The sequence below is a fragment of the Candidimonas sp. SYP-B2681 genome, assembly GCF_003971065.1.
Classification (GTDB): domain Bacteria; phylum Pseudomonadota; class Gammaproteobacteria; order Burkholderiales; family Burkholderiaceae_B; genus Pollutimonas.
Map to the genome: position 1 here is coordinate 11721 of NZ_RYDV01000007.1, position 17064 is coordinate 28784.

At 54.8% G+C, this 17064-nt stretch carries 14 protein-coding genes; 10 read left to right on the forward strand and 4 right to left on the reverse strand.

Annotated features, from left to right (window positions below):
* Positions 1-65 precede the first annotated feature (65 nt).
* Complete coding sequence (locus tag EKL30_RS14580) at positions 66-1088, reverse strand: class 1 fructose-bisphosphatase (RefSeq protein WP_126707982.1); 1023 nt, start codon at positions 1086-1088, stop codon at positions 66-68.
* The gene (gene pepN / locus EKL30_RS14585; RefSeq protein WP_126707983.1) at positions 1085-3793 is read right to left on the reverse strand and encodes an aminopeptidase N; all 2709 of its coding nucleotides are present in this window, start codon (positions 3791-3793) and stop codon (positions 1085-1087) included. Before pepN ends, EKL30_RS14580 begins: the two co-directional genes overlap by 4 nt.
* Positions 3794-3974: 181 nt before the next feature.
* On the opposite strand from pepN, the gene EKL30_RS14590 reads away from it, so the two are divergent.
* Positions 3975-4625: a DUF4136 domain-containing protein gene (locus EKL30_RS14590; protein WP_126707984.1), complete on the forward strand. Its 651-nt coding sequence runs from the start codon at positions 3975-3977 to the stop codon at positions 4623-4625.
* Positions 4626-4637: 12 nt separating this feature from the next.
* On the opposite strand, the gene EKL30_RS14595 is transcribed toward EKL30_RS14590, so the two are convergent.
* Positions 4638-5000 carry an H-NS family nucleoid-associated regulatory protein gene (locus EKL30_RS14595; protein ID WP_126707985.1) on the reverse strand — a complete coding sequence of 121 codons (363 nt, stop codon included), beginning with the start codon at positions 4998-5000 and terminating at the stop codon, positions 4638-4640.
* Between the two features lie 155 nt (positions 5001-5155).
* On the opposite strand from EKL30_RS14595, the gene EKL30_RS14600 reads away from it, so the two are divergent.
* The 9 genes from EKL30_RS14600 to EKL30_RS14640 all read left to right on the forward strand — a co-directional run bounded on the left by EKL30_RS14600 (position 5156) and on the right by EKL30_RS14640 (position 16220).
* A complete protein-coding gene (locus EKL30_RS14600) occupies positions 5156-5980 on the forward strand; it encodes a carbon-nitrogen hydrolase family protein (protein ID WP_126707986.1) in 825 nt (274 codons plus the stop codon).
* 24 nt (positions 5981-6004) lie between these two features.
* Positions 6005-7462: a metalloprotease TldD gene (gene tldD, locus EKL30_RS14605; protein ID WP_126707987.1), complete on the forward strand. Its 1458-nt coding sequence runs from the start codon at positions 6005-6007 to the stop codon at positions 7460-7462.
* 265 nt (positions 7463-7727) lie between these two features.
* Positions 7728-8822 (forward strand): 3-deoxy-7-phosphoheptulonate synthase AroG, encoded by a 1095-nt coding sequence (gene aroG, locus EKL30_RS14610; RefSeq protein WP_126707988.1) that lies wholly within the window; start codon positions 7728-7730, stop codon positions 8820-8822.
* Between the two features lie 53 nt (positions 8823-8875).
* A complete protein-coding gene (locus tag EKL30_RS14615) occupies positions 8876-10288 on the forward strand; it encodes an FAD-binding oxidoreductase (protein WP_126707989.1) in 1413 nt (470 codons plus the stop codon).
* Positions 10289-10337: 49 nt separating this feature from the next.
* Positions 10338-11831 carry an FAD-linked oxidase C-terminal domain-containing protein gene (locus EKL30_RS14620; RefSeq protein WP_126707990.1) on the forward strand — a complete coding sequence of 498 codons (1494 nt, stop codon included), beginning with the start codon at positions 10338-10340 and terminating at the stop codon, positions 11829-11831.
* 9 nt (positions 11832-11840) lie between these two features.
* Positions 11841-12941: a glycolate oxidase subunit GlcE gene (gene glcE, locus EKL30_RS14625; protein ID WP_126707991.1), complete on the forward strand. Its 1101-nt coding sequence runs from the start codon at positions 11841-11843 to the stop codon at positions 12939-12941.
* Positions 12942-12951: 10 nt separating this feature from the next.
* Positions 12952-14202 carry a glycolate oxidase subunit GlcF gene (gene glcF, locus EKL30_RS14630; protein ID WP_126707992.1) on the forward strand — a complete coding sequence of 417 codons (1251 nt, stop codon included), beginning with the start codon at positions 12952-12954 and terminating at the stop codon, positions 14200-14202.
* A gap of 26 nt (positions 14203-14228) precedes the next feature.
* Positions 14229-15344 carry a tRNA 2-thiouridine(34) synthase MnmA gene (gene mnmA, locus EKL30_RS14635; protein WP_126707993.1) on the forward strand — a complete coding sequence of 372 codons (1116 nt, stop codon included), beginning with the start codon at positions 14229-14231 and terminating at the stop codon, positions 15342-15344.
* A gap of 57 nt (positions 15345-15401) precedes the next feature.
* Positions 15402-16220, forward strand: coding sequence for a sulfite exporter TauE/SafE family protein (locus EKL30_RS14640; RefSeq protein WP_126707994.1), 819 nt, complete (start codon positions 15402-15404; stop codon positions 16218-16220).
* Positions 16221-16277: 57 nt separating this feature from the next.
* Here EKL30_RS14640 and EKL30_RS14645 read toward each other — a convergent pair whose 3' ends face one another.
* Positions 16278-16892, reverse strand: a complete 615-nt coding sequence (locus tag EKL30_RS14645; RefSeq protein ID WP_126707995.1) for a glutathione S-transferase N-terminal domain-containing protein — start codon at positions 16890-16892, stop codon at positions 16278-16280.
* Between the last annotated feature and the right edge of the window lie 172 nt (positions 16893-17064).

Below are 17064 nucleotides of genomic sequence, written 5' to 3' on the forward strand. Positions count from 1 at the left end.
ATCTGGCCTTAGTATTTCCGATGCTGGCGTCGGATTACCCATGTTATGGGTAATCCGATGTCGTTTTACAGCAGGACTTGTGCTTCCTGATGGTAGCGTTTTACCGTTTCGACTTCTTCTTTTGATCCCATTACCACGCCGATTCGTTGATGCAAGGCGGTGGGCTCCACATCCAGAATTCGCTGATTGCCGTCGATTGCGGCCCCGCCGGCTTGTTCCACGATAAAGCTCATGGGATTGGCTTCGTACATCAACCGCAATTTTCCGGCTTTCCCCGAAGGCCGCTCGTCGCGCGGGTACATAAATATGCCTCCACGCGTAAGAATGCGGTGCACGTCGGCAACCATCGAAGCGATCCACCGCATGTTGTAGTCTTTAGCCAATGGTCCCGTCTTGCCCGCCAGGCAGTCTTCGATATAGCGCTTGACCGGCGGCTCCCAGTGACGCATGTTCGACATGTTGATGGCAAACTCGGCAGTTTGCTCGGGGATCTTGATGTCTTCGTCGGTTACTACCCAAGATCCCATTTCGCGGTCAAGCGTAAAGCCCACGACTCCGGTTCCTACGGTAAGCACTAGAATGGTTTGTGGCCCATATACCGCATAGCCAGCAGCGACCTGGCGGGCGCCAGATTGCAGGAAATCGCTTTCGTCTACATCGCGCCCTGAAGCATGGTGCGGCGCTTGCAATACCGAAAAAATGGTACCTATCGATACGTTGACATCGATATTGGACGATCCGTCGAGAGGATCAAACAACAACAGATATTCGCCCTTCGGATAACGATTCGGTATAAGGTGGATCGTTTCCATCTCTTCAGAAGCCATGGCCGCGAGGTGGCCGCCCCATTCGTTGGCTTCCAGCAGGATTTCGTTGGACAGGACATCAAGTTTTTTCTGAACCTCGCCCTGGACGTTCTCCGTTTCGAGGCTGCCCAAGACCCCCCCAAGCGCGCCTTTACTGACCGCGTGACTAATCGCTTTGCAAGCGCGCGCCACGGTTTCAATCAGCAGGCGAACTTCTGCCGAGACGGCCTGTTTTTTTCTTTGCTGCTCGACCAGATACTGGGTCAATGTCTTACGTTTCATTTGTACTCCTGCTGTATGTTCAATGCTTTGGAAATGATTTCGGCTACATTCCGCGATAGATCGGGGTGTTGCTGTATACGTTGAAGGGCGCCTTGCATGGATTCCCGGTTCGGTGATGCAAACCGGGACCAATTGTCGAAGGTGCGTGCCAGTCTTGCGGCGATTTCGGGATTGAGCTGGTCCAAGGCAATGACCTGATTCGCCCAAAAATCATAGCCGGCAGGTGTGTGGATGCCTTGAAGGTTATTCATGCAGAACTGGAAAATTAGCGATCGGGCGCGATTGGGATTGCGTAAGGAAAACGCGGGATGCAGCATCAGCGCTCGCACCGTATCAATCGTGGTCGCCGGCGCTGAAGCCTGCAGGGCGAACCACTTATCGATGATAAGTGGATCTTGTTGCCACTGTTGGTAAAAGTGATCCAGCGCTTGTGAGCATTCCTCTGACGTAGAGAAATGCACTAAAACGGAAAGTCCGCCCATGCGGTCGGTCATATTTTGTGCGCCGTAATATTGGGCCAGCGCCATGGCTTCGGCTTCTGGGTGCCCGCCCGCCATAAGGTAATGCAGGCACAGATTACGTAAGGCCCGGCGCCCAGACGACAGCGGGTCCGGTCGGTAGTCGCTTTCGTTGCTGGCGCAGCTTTCATACGTAGTAAGCCATTCAGAAGCCAATTCCTTGCCCAGTTGACGGCGTAAGTACTTGCTGGCCTGCACGACTTCCAGAGGCGTCATGGGCGCCGTTTTTTCCAACAGCTCTTTTTCGGTCGGTGGGGTAAGGATCCGTGCTTTGTAGTCATTGCTAAGCTGCGCGTCATTTAGCAGGCGGCGCCAGACATCAATAAGGTTCGATGTCAGAGTGGGCGGTCTCTGAGCAGAGAAGTCGCCCACCAGTGACAATAATTGACGCGTTGCCAATTCCTGGACGGCTTCCCAACGTGCCAAGGGGTCGCTGTCGTGTTGCGCCAGTAGGGTCAGTTCGCTGTTCGGCCGGTCGTATTCGACGATGATGGGAGCCGAAAAATTACGTAGAAGCGAGGGCACAGGTCGTTCGGGAATGCTGTGAAATTCCCAGGTGTGCTGTTCGTCCAGAAGCTCCAGCAATACGGTGTCGACCGTTGCACCATTGACCTGGATGGGCAGCGCCTTACCTTGCTGGTCCAGCAGACCTATTGCAAAAGGAATATGCAGCGGCGGCTTCTTGATCGGTGGCGATAGCAGTTTTTCTATGCCGACGGGGTCGCAACGTTGGCGTAGCGTGATCGAACACATTTTCTTGTCGGCATCGTAAGTTAATTCCACGTTGACCCTCGGCGTACCGGCCTGGCTATACCAACGGCGGAAAACATCGAGCGTCTTGCCAGGATTCTGTTGAATGTAGACCGATTCCATCGCGCTGACAAAATCATCGCACGTCACGGCAGTGCCATCGTGGCGGCGGAAATACTCGTCTACGCCTGCCTGAAATCCCGCCTCGCCAAGAAGGGTGTGCTGCATGCGTATGACCTCGGCACCTTTTTCATAAACCGTTGCCGTGTAAAAGTTGCCTATTTCCTGATAACTTTCAGGCCGTATAGGATGGGCCATAGGACCTGCATCTTCAGGAAACTGCGAAATACGCAAGGTGCTGACGTCATCAATGCGTTTAACGGCCCTTGCACTCGCGGCTTCCGGTCCGGACAAGTTGAAAGCCAGCATGTCGGCAGAGAACTCCTGATCGCGAAAGACGGTAAGCCCTTCTTTCAACGATAGCTGGAACCAGTCGCGGCAGGTAACGCGATTGCCAGTCCAGTTATGGAAGTATTCATGGCCGATGACGGCCTCAATGGCGCGATAGGCTGTATCGGTGGCAGAGTCTTTATCGGCCAGCACATAGGCGGAATTGAAAATATTCAGTCCCTTGTTCTCCATGGCGCCCATATTGAAGTCGCGTGCTGCGACCACCATAAAGCGGTCCAGATCAAGTTCCAGTTGAAAGCGCTGCTCGTCCCATTCGACCGAGCGGACCAGACAGTCAAGGGCCCATTCCGTTTTTTTCTCGGAACCTTTGTCGCTGTATATTTGCAGTAGGGCCTCGCGTCCGCTGCTAGTCTGTATCGTTTGTTCGCGGCAGGCGAAATCGCCCGCGACCAGGGCAAACAGATAGCTTGGCTTGGGGTGAGGGTCTTCCCAAACGGCTTCGTGGCGACCATCGGGTAGATCGCTGATGCCTAATCGGTTGCCATTTGATAGTAGCAAGGGATAGCGCTTTTTATCGGCGCGCAGCGTCACGCGATAACGCGACATGACGTCGGGCCTATCGGGAAACCACGTTATCCGCCGAAACCCTTCAGCCTCGCACTGGGTAAAAAGTTTTTCGCCTGATACGTACAAGCCCATCAGGCTGGAGTTCTCGGCCGGGCGGCATCGGCTGACTATTTCGAGCGTGAAACGTGCTGTCGTCGGAAAAAGGGTCAGAAGTTCATCGTGCAACTGGAATTGCTGCGGCGTCAGGGTCTGGCCGTCGAGGACGACAGACTCCAGGTCCAGATCTTGCCCATTTAGCGTAAGCGGCAGGTTTTCATCGGTGAGTCGTTCAAACGAAAGACGGGAATACACCACTGTCTGGGCCGGGTCGAGGTCGAATTCCAAGTCGACCTCCGGCAAACGGTAGGGGTAGGGCTCGTATTCGTGACGGGATATGGCAGCGGTTGTATCGGTAGGCATTTCTTAGAGCTCGTGTCCAATGATGAGTCTATTGTAGTATTTGCGCAATCCCGCGGTTTTTGTGCAGTGGATGCAACCTTTGGACTCGTCCGACGGTCTTAATTATGCGGTAATGACAAAAATTTTGCGGTAGGCCTTAACACCGATATACGGGCCCGCGTGGCGTGAAGCAGGGGGACATATGTGGCACCAAGAGAATCGTTCAAGTAGCGCATTTTTCCGTTTCGGAATGGTTTTGGCGAGCCTCTTCCTGATCGTAGGCTGCGCTTCCACCTTATCGGCGCGCGTGACGAGTTATCAGCAGTGGCCCGCGAATGTAGAGGGCCAGACCTACCGTATCGTTCCTTCGGCGAATCAAGCCAATAACTTGGAATTCGAGTCATTCGCCGATATGTTGCGGGCGTCCATCGGCCCGACAGGACTCGTCGAAGCACGGGGGGGAGAGCCGGCGCGGTTTGACGTGTTGATCAGTTACGGTAACCCCGTCAGCCAGACTTGGGTTCAGCGCTATGATGATCCGTATCTTTATGACGGTTGGGGTTTCGGCCCGGCCTTTGGTGGGTACTATGGCGGCCATGGAGGTTGGTGGGGCGGAATGTATGTAACGCCCTCAGTGCAGAATATACCCGTGGAGGTGTATAAAAACACGCTGACGGTGATTATGAAGGATAACCAAAATCATGGCACGGAAGTATATAGATCGAGTGCCGAGAATGTCAGTACATACGATAGCCTGGCGCAAGTCATGCCTTACCTCGCTCAGGCTGTATTCGATGGATTTCCCGGAAATAACGGAGAGGTGCGCGAAATAAACTACACGCGCAATCATTGATCTTTACTACGTCTACGTTTTAATTAAGAAGTCGTTTCTATCCCGGCCTTCTGATTCTGCAGCGGCGATCCAACGCGGGGCTTTACCCCTTCCTGTCCAGGTGGCTCCGCTACTGGGGTCGCGATACTTAGGTGCAACGGGGCGCTTGGGTGCCGCCACAGAGACGTCACCTGAACGTGGGCTCGAATTGGTTGTTCTTGCGGTATAGGCTTCGTTGATTTCCTGTGGGCTGATATCGTATTCCCGCATGGAACGAATAATGGAATTTATTACCGGACGTCGTTGTTTGATCTGCAACGCTTGAGCTTGCTTTTGCAACCTAAGTATTTCTTTTTCAATTTTTTGTTTGAGTGCTGAATACGATTCTCGCGTCATGGCTGTTCCAGGTCAGGATATTCATATAGCAGCCGAAGCCACTGGATGACTAAAAGGTGGCACTTATTTTATCGTATTGGGTTTATATAAAGCACATTGATTATCCTTGTATATTTATATTTAGCTGTATCGCTTCAATTTCTAGGCATTCATTAATGGTTATGGCAACAATCAAGGAAAGTTTTCGCGTCGCAGCGATTCAAACAATTTCATCAACGCAGCTTCAGGCCAATTTACAGGACGCTGGGGATTTGATCGCCCGCGCGGTAGAACGCGGTGCCGAGCTCGTGGTGCTTCCCGAGTATTTTTGCTTTATGGGGCGAAACGATGCTGACAAACTGGGCATCAAAGAGCAAGCCGGTAGCGGCCCCATCCAAGAGTTTTTGTCTGGCCAGGCTAAACACCACGGTATTTGGCTGGTCGGTGGAACATTACCCCTTGATAACGAGGACCCTGGCCGCATCTATAACTCAACCCTGGTATACGGGCCGAGTGGCGATCGGGTTGGCCGGTATGACAAAATTCATTTGTTCGGATTCAAAAAGGGCCAGGAATCCTACGATGAATCCGTTTCCATACGAGCAGGCGAAAATGGTCCCCAAACATTTATGGCGCCATGCGGTCGGGTGGGTCTTTCCATTTGCTACGATTTACGTTTTCCGGAGTTTTTCCGCGCCATGGGCGAGGTCAACCTTATTGTGCTGCCGGCTGCCTTTACTTACACGACGGGCTCGGCGCACTGGGAAGTGCTCTTGCGCGCCCGGGCCATTGAGAATCAATGCTATGTTCTAGCCTCAGCTCAAGGCGGAAAACATGAAAATGGTCGCCGCACATGGGGGCATTCTGTTCTAATTGATCCATGGGGCGACGTCGTTGACAGCGTTGCAGAAGGTCCTGGAGTCGCCATTGGCGACGTCAACCTTCAGCGTTTGTCCGACGTGCGCGAATCCTTGCCCGCCCTTAAACATCGCACGATGTAATTGTCGTTGTAACGGTACTTTTTTATGAAACTTGCTGATCCCGCTATTAACGCTCTCGCCACCGCCAAATCGGTCCTGCTCGACCCGTGGGGTCTGAGCGAATCCGATATGGCGCGCGCCTTAGGCGAAATATTCACACACAAGGTCGACTACGCCGATCTGTACTTTCAATATACCCGCAGCGAAGGCTGGAGCCTGGAAGAGGGCATCGTCAAAACGGGGAGCTTCTCGATCGAGCAAGGCGTTGGTGTACGCGCAATAAGTGGCGAAAAAACCGCCTTTGCTTACTCAGACACGCTTTCGCCCGATGCTTTGCTGTCATCCGCCCGCGTTGTACGCACTATTGCACGACAAGGAGCGGGTCGGCAGAAAGTGATAAGCGGGCACCCTCCCGCGGGGCACAACCTTTATGCCGCCATTGATCCGGTCAACACGCTTTCCGCGCCTGAAAAGGTGGCCTTGCTCGAGCGTTTCGAAGCGATGGCACGCGCTGCCGACCCGCGCATTATTCAGGTAATGGCCGGACTCGGCGCCGAGTACGATGTCATTTTGGTAGCGGGTAGCGACGGGCGTCTGGCAGCTGATGTTCGCCCACTCGTGCGCCTTTCGCTGACAGTTATCGCCGAGCGCGATGGTCGTCGCGAAATGGGTCATGGGGGCGGCGGCGGACGCACGGGCCTGGCCTACTTCACCGACGATATTTTACGTTCGTACGTGCAACGAGCCACCCACGAGGCGTTAACCAACCTCGACGCCAGGCCTGCCCCTGCGGGCGAAATGACGGTCGTACTGGGCTCGGGCTGGCCAGGCATTTTGCTACATGAAGCCGTGGGCCATGGGCTTGAAGGCGATTTCAACCGCAAGGGGTCCAGTATTTTTTCGGGCCGTATCGGTGAACGCGTAGCATCGAAGGGCGTAACGGTTATTGATGACGGTACCATCGCCGACAGGCGCGGGTCCCTGAATATCGACGACGAAGGCAACGCTACGCAGCGTAACGTCTTGATCGAAGACGGCATCTTGAAGGGCTATATGCAAGATTCCATGAACGCACGTCTGATGAAAATGCCCGTTACGGGTAATGGGCGGCGCGAGTCATACGCCCACTTGCCTATGCCCCGCATGACTAATACCTTCATGCTTCCCGGCCACGTGCCACCGCCGGAAATCATTGCTTCTGTCAAAAAGGGCATCTATGCCGTAAATTTTGGCGGCGGCCAGGTCGATATCACCAGCGGAAAATTTGTGTTTTCCACTTCTGAAGCCTACATGATAGAAAACGGCAAGGTCACCTACCCGGTGAAGGGCGCGACGCTTATCGGCAACGGCCCCGATGCCATGAATCGAGTCAGTCTAATCGGCAACGATTTGCAGTTGGATTCAGGTGTGGGAACTTGCGGTAAAGAGGGTCAAAGCGTTCCTGTCGGGGTCGGTATGCCAACGGTCCGAATGGATGGCCTCACGGTTGGCGGCACCGCGTAGCTAGAGTCCACAGGGCTAAATGCATGGTTGCAACACAAGGCCCCAGATTTTTGTTGGCACATGGGCCGCTACGTGCTAGGATTAGTCCATGACTTGCGTAACGTCCTTCGCTTCCTTTTATTTTTTTACTTTTCCTAAGCCGCTGGTGGAGGAAGGGAAGCGTAGTACGCAGTAGCAAGAAACAAATTCCCAAAAAGCCGCCAGCGACGCTAGGCGGCTTTTTTTGTACCGCTTGCTAAGTTGACAATTACTCTGGAGTTAAGCTGTGTCGCACAATACTGATGATTTAAGAATCCGGGAAATTAAAGAACTTAGCCCGCCAGCTCATGTGATGCGGGAATTCGCCTGCACCACCGAGATTTCGGCAACGGTATATGAGACCCGGCGCGCGGTGCATGATATCTTGCACGGTTCGGACGATCGCCTGACCGTCGTGATAGGGCCGTGTTCCATTCATAACCCCTCAGCGGCGCTAGATTACGCCAAGCGCCTGATAGGGCAACGTGAACGTTTCAAGGGCGAACTCGAGATCATCATGCGGGTTTACTTCGAAAAACCACGCACCACCGTCGGCTGGAAAGGCTTGATCAACGATCCCGGTCTCGACGGCAGCTTCAACATCAATCAGGGTCTGCGCATTGCCCGCGAGCTGTTGATCGACGTAAACCAATTGGGCATGCCTGCTGGATGCGAATTTCTTGACATGATTACGCCTCAGTACATTGCGGATCTGGTGTCATGGGGCGCCATTGGAGCTCGTACCACTGAAAGCCAGGTACACAGGGAACTGGCATCTGGCTTGTCGTGTCCGGTGGGCTTCAAGAATGGAACCGACGGCAATGTGAAAATCGCCATCGACGCCATCAATGCCGCATCCCAGCCGCACCATTTCCTTTCTGTCACCAAGGGCGGTCACTCGGCCATTGTGTCCACCTTGGGCAACAGCGATTGTCACCTTATTTTGCGTGGTGGGAAGGCCCCCAATTACGACGCCGCCAACATTGAGGCGGCGTGCCAGACGTTAGGCAAGGCAGCTTTGCGACCGCGCCTGATGGTTGATGCAAGCCACGCGAACAGTAATAAGGACTATAAAAATCAGCCCGGAGTCATTAACGATGTCGCGGCTCAAATGGAAGCCGGCGACGATCGGATTTTCGGTGTCATGATCGAGAGCAATCTGGTGGGAGGCCGCCAAGACATGGTTCCAGGCCAGCCTTTGGTTTATGGGCAGAGCATTACCGACGGCTGTATCGATTGGGACTCCTCGGTAAAGGTGCTCGAGCGTCTATCTGAAGCCGTGAAAGTTCGTCGTCAGGTCCGTACACAATCAGCAAATGCCCTGATCGGCACGGCCGCCTAAAAGTCGTAGTATTAAGCATGCCGATATTCCGGCTCGCTACAAGGAGTTTCTGCATGAATGCCCCCGTTTTTACGCAAGACCTTCGCCGTACAATTCCGGCGGGTTTTCTTGACGCGCTAAAGGTACAGTTTGGCGAACGTTTCTCGACGGCTCACGCGGTGTGCGAGCATCACGGCCGAGACGAATCCCCGTACCCGCCCATGTTACCGGACGGTGTTGTGTTCGCCCTTAGCACGGAAGACGTTGCCTGGGTTGCGCGGCATTGCAACGAACATAAGGTCCCGCTGATACCGTTTGGGGCAGGCTCCTCACTCGAGGGACACTTGCTGGCGATACACGGGGGCATTAGCCTTGACCTGTCGGGTATGAACAAAATGGTGTCCGTCCATGCCGAGGATTTCACCGCGACCGTGCAAGCAGGGGTTACGCGTAAGCAGCTTAACGAAGAGATCCGCGATACCGGCTTGTTTTTTCCGATCGACCCAGGCGCGGATGCGAGCTTGGGCGGCATGGCAGCCACGCGCGCGTCAGGCACGAATGCTGTGCGTTACGGCACAATGCGCGAAAACGTGATGTCGTTAAAGGTGGTCACGGCCGAGGGCCGTATTATTGAAACGGCGAACCGCGCTAGAAAGTCGGCGGCGGGCTACGACCTTACCCGCGTATTCGTGGGTAGCGAAGGCACTTTGGGAATCATCACAGAAGTGACGATCCGCTTGTATCCGCAGCCGGAAGCGATTTCGGCCGCCATTTGTAATTTTGAAACATTGCGCGATGCGGTGCAAAGCGTTATCGAGATCATACAAATGGGGGTCCCGGTTGCGCGCGTCGAGTTCATGGATACCGCAGCAGTAAAAGCGACGAATGCCTACAGCAAGTTAAGCCTGAAAGAATCGCCATTGTTGCTTTTTGAATTCCACGGTAGCCCCGCGGGAGTCAAAGAGCAGGCTGAAATCGTTCAAGGCATTACCCATGACAATGGCGGTCTGGATTTTGAATGGGCTGAACAAGCTGAAGACCGTAGCCGCCTATGGACCGCTCGACATAACGCCTATTTTGCGGGTCTGCAGCTCCGTCCGGGCAGCCGCGCCAGCACGACCGATGTATGTGTCCCCATTTCGCGTTTGGCCGAATGCGTATCGGAAACGGCAGCACAGCTTGATCTTGCAAGCTTTCCGTACACCATTGTGGGCCACGTCGGGGATGGAAACTTCCATGTCCTGATGCTGCTCGATCCTGACAATCCCAGCGAGTGGGAGGAGTCGGAACGTCTTAATCGTCAACTCGTCGAGCGGGCCATCCAGATGGACGGCACCTGCACAGGCGAACATGGTGTAGGCTTGCATAAAAAGGAGTTCATGCTGGCCGAGCATGGGCGCGACGCGCTTGACCTTATGGCCAGCCTGAAAAGGGCATTTGACCCGAACAATATACTGAATCCGGGAAAAATCATTCCCGAATCATAAAATAAACGGGGCACCGCAAGCCGGTGTAAAAAGATAATAAAGAGAGACAATGAACCATCCCACGATAAGTCCGGTGCCGACCTTGGCGCCGGATTTTGCAGGTTTGCTGGCGCGATTGTCACCTGACATTCCGCAGCATTGCATCCTTTCTCAGGTCGAAGATACCCGTCCCTACGAATGCGACGGCTTGTCTTTGTACCGCTGCTTGCCGCCAGTGGTCGTGTTGCCCGAGAACGAAGAGCAGGTGATTGCCGTATTGCGCGCCTGTAAGGCATTCAACATTCCTATCGTCGCACGCGGCGCCGGCACAGGACTGTCGGGCGGCGCAATGCCGCATGCGCAGGGAATCTTGCTTGGGCTGGCAAAGCTCAATCGCATTAAGAAGATCGACCCCGAATCGGCTACCGCTATCGTCGAGCCGGGCGTTCGTAACCTCGCAATATCCGAGGCCGCAGAGCCTTATGGTCTGTATTACGCTCCAGATCCGTCCAGTCAGATCGCCTGCTCGATAGGCGGCAATATTGCTGAGAACTCGGGTGGAGTGCATTGTTTGAAATATGGGTTAACAGTCCATAACGTCTTACGTGTGCGCATGATCACTATCGATGGGGACGTGGTTGAACTGGGCTCGGAAGCACCCGACAGCCCAGGTTTGGACCTGCTTGCGGTGTTCATCGGGTCCGAGGGTATGCTCGGCATCGTCACAGAAGTCACTGTGCGTTTAATACCGAAGCCGGCGCGCGCGCAGGTCATCATGGCAAGCTTCGCCAGCGTCGAGGCAGCCAGCCTGGCGGTCACCAACATTATTGCGGGCGGCATCATCCCGGCCGGCCTTGAAATGATGGACAAGCGTGCCGTGCATATGGTCGAACCGTTCGTCAAGGCAGGCTACGACCTCGATGCCGCTGCGATCCTGTTGTGCGAGTCCGATGGCGCCTCCGAAGAGGTTACCGACGAAATCAGACGCATGGAAGAAGTGTTCCGCCATGCGGGGGCAACGCGTTTACAGGTTTCACATTCCGAAGCAGAACGTTTGCTTTTCTGGGCCGGCCGCAAAAACGCCTTTCCCGCAGCGGGTCGAGTCTCGCCTGACTACTACTGCATGGATGGAACCATACCGCGCCGGCATTTAGGACGCGTCCTAGGCGCCATCGAACAAATGGAAGACGAATACGGCTTGCGTTGCGCTAACGTTTTTCACGCGGGTGATGGCAATCTGCACCCTTTGATCATGTTCGATTCCAATCAACCTAACGAGGTCGAGCGAGCTGAAAAATTTGGCGCTGCCATACTCGAGCTATGCGTCGAAGTAGGTGGCACCGTAACGGGCGAGCACGGAGTCGGCATAGAGAAAATCAACCAGATGTGCATACAGTTCACGCGGGAAGAGCTCAACTTTTTCAGCGCCTTGAAGAAGGGTTTCGATCCGTACGGCTTGCTGAATCCCGAGAAGGTCATTCCCCTTCTGGCGCGTTGTGCCGAGTACGGCAAAATGCACGTCCACGGCGGCGAAGTCCGCTTTTCTGAATTGCCTCGCTTTTAAGAATCAGCCATGGAATTTGTACTATCTGATATTTGTCAGCAGGTGATGACCGCCAGGGCTGGCGAGCGCCCATTGTGCATACGCGGTGGAGGCACTAAAGCCTTTTACGGCGAGCCGGGTGACCGCGAATCGCTCCACGAGATCGCGGTTCTTGACCTCTCGCCATATCGCGGCGTTGTCAATTACCAGCCCTCTGAGCTGGTCATTACCGCACGCGCAGGAACCTTGCTCAGCGACATCGAAACCATGCTTGATGAGCAGAATCAAATGCTGGCATTCGAGCCGCCGCGCTTCGGTCCGGAATCGACCATCGGGGGGTGTATCGCAAGTGGCTTGTCTGGGCCGCGGCGCATGGCGGCTGGCAGTGCGCGAGACTTCATGCTGGGTGCCAAGCTGCTTAGTTCCGCCGGCAGTATCTTGTCTTTTGGCGGCGAGGTCATGAAGAATGTGGCGGGCTTCGATGTGTCCCGATTGCTTACGGGTTCAATGGGAATTTTCGGCGCCCTGACTGAAGTATCCATTAAGGTGGCTCCCAAGCCTTTTCAAGAGAAGACATTAGTTTTCGAACTCGGTCAGGCTGAAGCGCTTGCTTTTTTTACACAGTGGCGAAGCCGACCTTTACCCATTTCTGCAACCGCATGGTGCGCGAGCGAAGGAGCAGAGGCGGGACGTTTATACGTCCGGTTATCGGGCAGCGAACCGGCGGTGCGAATCGCGTCGGAAAAGCTAGGGGGGCAGAATTTGGATGCCTCCGCTGCGCGAGCCTTTTGGGATAGCATTCGGGACCAGACCCACTCTTTTTTTCAAACCCCCACTGTGTGGCGGGTGGCGGTACCTCCGCAGTCGCCCATGTTAAACGCCGGTCCAACGTTGATCGAGTGGGGTGGCGGCTTGCGCTGGCTGCCCGAGGTAAGCTCCGGCCCGGACTTGCGCCGCAAGGTAGCGCAACTGGGTGGGCATGCCACCTTGTATCGCTACGGTTCCAAGCCCGCCGATCTGTCAGTCTTCCAGCCCCTGCAACCTGCGCTCAGGAACATCAGCCTGCGCCTGAAGCAAGAGCTCGACCCCGTCGGCGTTTTTAATCCTAAACGCTTGTTTCCCGACTTCTGAGATCTCAATCATGCAAACAAATCTGGCATCATGGGTGCGTGATACCGACGAAGGGCAGGATGCGGATGCAGTCCTGCGCCGCTGTGTCCATTGTGGATTCTGCTTGGCGACTTGTCCTACGTATCAAATTCTGGGAGACGAGCTCGACAGTCCGCGCGGGCGCATATATTTAATGAAGCAGGTGCTCGAAGGCGTAGAGCCAAGCCGGGCAACTCAGGAACACCTAGATCGCTGTTTGACCTGTCGCAACTGCGAAACTACCTGTCCCTCGGGAGTCGAATACGGCGTCCTGGTGGATATTGGGCGCAAACTGGTCGACCAAAAGGTCGAGCGACCTTTTTCCCAGCGGCTTACCCGCACACTGCTGCGGAGGGCGCTGAATTCATCCTTGTTTGCCCCAGCCATGAAGCTGGGTAAATTCATGAGGCCAGTGCTGCCTCAAGTCTTGAAAGCCAAGGTTCCAAAGGCGAGGGCTGTGGGCACATTGCCCAGCGGCGGCCATCGGCATACACGGCAGGTGCTCATGATGGTGGGCTGTGTTCAACCGGCTATGATGCCCACTATTGATGCTGCCACCATACGGGTACTGGACGCGCTGGGTATCGGCACCCAGTTGGCGGGCGGAGCTAGTTGCTGCGGCGCCATTAATTTCCACCTTGATGCCCAAGAGACCGCACTGGACCAAATGCGAGCCAATATCGATGCGTGGCTACCCGTGCTGGATCAAGGCAAGGTTGAAGCAATCATTATGAACGCATCGGGTTGCGGCGCCATGGTCAAAGAGTATGCCCATCATTTACGCCACGATCGCGACTATGTCGAGAAGGCGTTGCGGTTGGTGGATAAGGTGCGCGACGTAGCCGAGATCGTGGCGCCCCATGCGCCCGCACTCAGGGCGCTGATGAAGTCGGCACCAGCACCAGTGGCATTTCATCCACCCTGTACATTGCAGCATTGGCAGGGCCTGCGCGGCGTGAGCGAGCGCATGCTGGCCGAGCTCGGCTTTACCTTGCAACCGTTTACAGAGTCGCATTTATGCTGTGGTTCCGCAGGAACGTATTCCGTCACGCAGCCAGAGCTCTCGCGATCATTACGCGATCGTAAGCTCGCAGCGATTCAGGCAACTGCGCCCAAAACGATTATTTCATCGAATATAGGCTGCATCACCCATTTGCAAAGTGGCACGGCGACGCCCGTTCGCCACTGGATCGAAGTGGTTGACGAAGCGCTAAAGCCGGGGCCGGGTGACTCGCTCTCGTGATCGGCGGAACCGTCTAAAATACCCGCATGGTTAAAATATCTGCATCAAAAGGGCGCGTCGTGGTGGGTATGTCGGGCGGGGTGGATTCCTCGGTGACAGCCTGGTTGTTGAAAGAGCAGGGCTATGAAGTCGTAGGCTTGTTCATGAAAAACTGGGAAGACGATGACGATTCTGAATACTGTTCTTCGCGTCAAGACTGGCTGGATGCCGCCAGTGTCGCTGATCTTATCGGCGTCGAAATCGAGGCCGTCAATTTTGCTGCCGAGTACAAGGACCGGGTATTTGCCGACTTCCTGCGTGAGTATTCGGCGGGTCGCACCCCCAATCCCGATGTCTTGTGTAACGCCGAAATCAAATTCAAAGCGTTTCTCGACCACGCCATGTCGCTGGGTGCAGAGCGCATTGCAACGGGCCACTATGCACGGGTGCGTACGGTTCAAACTGAAGAGGGCGAGCTACACCAGTTGTTGAAGGCCGTAGATCACACCAAGGACCAGAGTTATTTCTTGCATAGGTTGAATCAGGCCCAGTTGTCGAGAACGCTTTTTCCCTTGGGTGAAATACCCAAGACAGAAGTCAGGCGTATGGCGCAGGCTTTGCAACTGCCGAATGCGGCCAAAAAAGACTCCACGGGAATCTGCTTTATTGGCGAACGTCCTTTCCGCGAGTTTCTTAACCGTTATCTCCCGACTAAACCGGGGCCGGTCAAGACACCTGAAGGCGTGGTGCTGGGCGAACATCAAGGCTTATCGTTTTATACGCTGGGCCAGCGCAAGGGTCTCGGAATTGGTGGCATAAAAGGCCGGCAGCGCGAAGATGGCACCGCCGACGCTTGGTACACGGCACGTAAAGACATAGAACACAACACCCTATATGTGGTGCAAGGCCATGATCATCCATGGTTGTTGGCCCAAGAGTTGCACGCCCAGGATGTCAGCTGGGTCTCTGGTTATGCGCCTCTTGCGGGAAGCTACGCGGCCAAAACACGTTATCGGCAAGCTGACGCGGCGTGTGAACTGCAGGACGGCACAGCCGATAATTTCCGCTTGTCGTTTGAACAAAGCCAATGGGCGGTGACGCCCGGCCAATCTGCGGTCCTGTATGCGGGCGATGTATGCCTGGGCGGTGGCATCATAGTATAAACACATCAGCGTCTGATTTTCAGGCAACATCCTTTCTACTCTTCTTTCAAGGTCTTTATGGATCCGGTTTTTATTGTCAGTTTGGCATGCATAGGTGCCATGGTTGGTTTCGCGGCCGGTTTGTTGGGCATTGGGGGAGGGATGATATTGGTGCCATTTCTGACCATGCTGTTTCCCTTGTACGGCGTGCCGGATCAGTTCATTGTGCATGCAGCCATCGCGACGTCCATGACAACCATTATTTTTACGTCGGTCTCCAGTATGCGTGCGCATCACGCAAAAGGGGCCATCAGGTGGGATATCGTTTCAGTGATGGCGCCGGGCATGATCATTGGCGGCCTGCTTTCCGGCGGCGCCGTGTTCTCGTACTTAAGTGGCGGGTGGTTAGCGCTGATATTCGCCGCTTTCGTTGCCTATTCGGGCGCCAAAATGCTAAGTGGCAAGCCGCCTAAAGCAGGCAGAACCATGCCCGGTAAAGCGGTTACGGCCGGTGTCGGGGCAGGTATCGGCTTCGCCTCAGGGTTATTGGGGGCGGGCGGAGGCTTCTTATCGGTACCCTTCATGGCGCGCAGCAATGTATCGATGCATAACGCCGTAGCGACCTCCGCCGCATTGGGCTTCTTCATCGCAATAGCCAATAGTGCCGGCTATATATATTCCGGCTTTCACGAAGTTGCGGGCCACGACGGAATGCTGGGCTATATATATTGGCCGGCGCTCATCGTGCTTTCAGCGATGAGCGTACTAACGGCTCCTTTCGGAGCGCGATGTGCCCACCGCTTGCCCGTAAAGACGTTGAAGCGGGTGTTTGCATGCTTGTTGTTTGTGCTGGCTGCCTACATGCTGTATGAAGCCTATAAGGCTTTTCAGCCATAAACGCTATGTCGGATCAGCCTTGCAGAAGGCTTGATCCGACTGCCCCGGCAAGGGCATTCAGCCCTTGGGCGGCAGCGTTGCAGTGAACGATGGACGGCTTTGCAGTTTTTCGTCAAGGCGCTGCAGGTTACTGTATTGCGAACGCCAGTTAAGTTCGGCAAAACGCAGATCGAGATAGCCCAGCGCACATCCAACGGCAACATCGGCCAGGCTGAAGTTGATGCCCATGCAGAACGGGTGATCAGCCAGGTTGTTGTCCATGTAATCGAGTGCGGCAGTTATCTTCTTGTGCTGGCGCTCGATCCAGGCATCGCTACGCAGCTCTGGGGCTCGCCGATTGATTTCGATATTGATCGCTACAGCGGCGTCGAGTACGCCGTCGGCGGCGGCCTCCCAGCACTTGGTTGCGGCGCGGTCGCGGCCGGGGGCGGGAATTAGCCGGCCGACTGGCGAAAGCGTATCGAGGTATTCGACTATGACACGGGAATCGAACAGGCTCCCGTTATCGTCCATGATAAGACAGGGCACTTTACCCAGCGGATTAGACGTCTGGATCTGTGTATCTTCGGCCCACACATTTTCGAGGATAAACTCGTAATCAAGTTTTTTCTCGGCCATAACGACGCGCACTTTGCGTACGTAAGGACTAGTTAGCGAACCGATTAGTTTCATGGCAAAGTTTGTGAGTTAAAGGCAAAAAAAGTATAGCAGGATACCGTTGCTTATTTGCCAAAAACCCGGACAAAACGAGTGCCACCGCCAGCCCGCTTCGAATGTGTCGTTTATATGCGGATTCTCTTTATGACGGTTGACATATTGCCGCCAAACGATGCATCTATTAGCC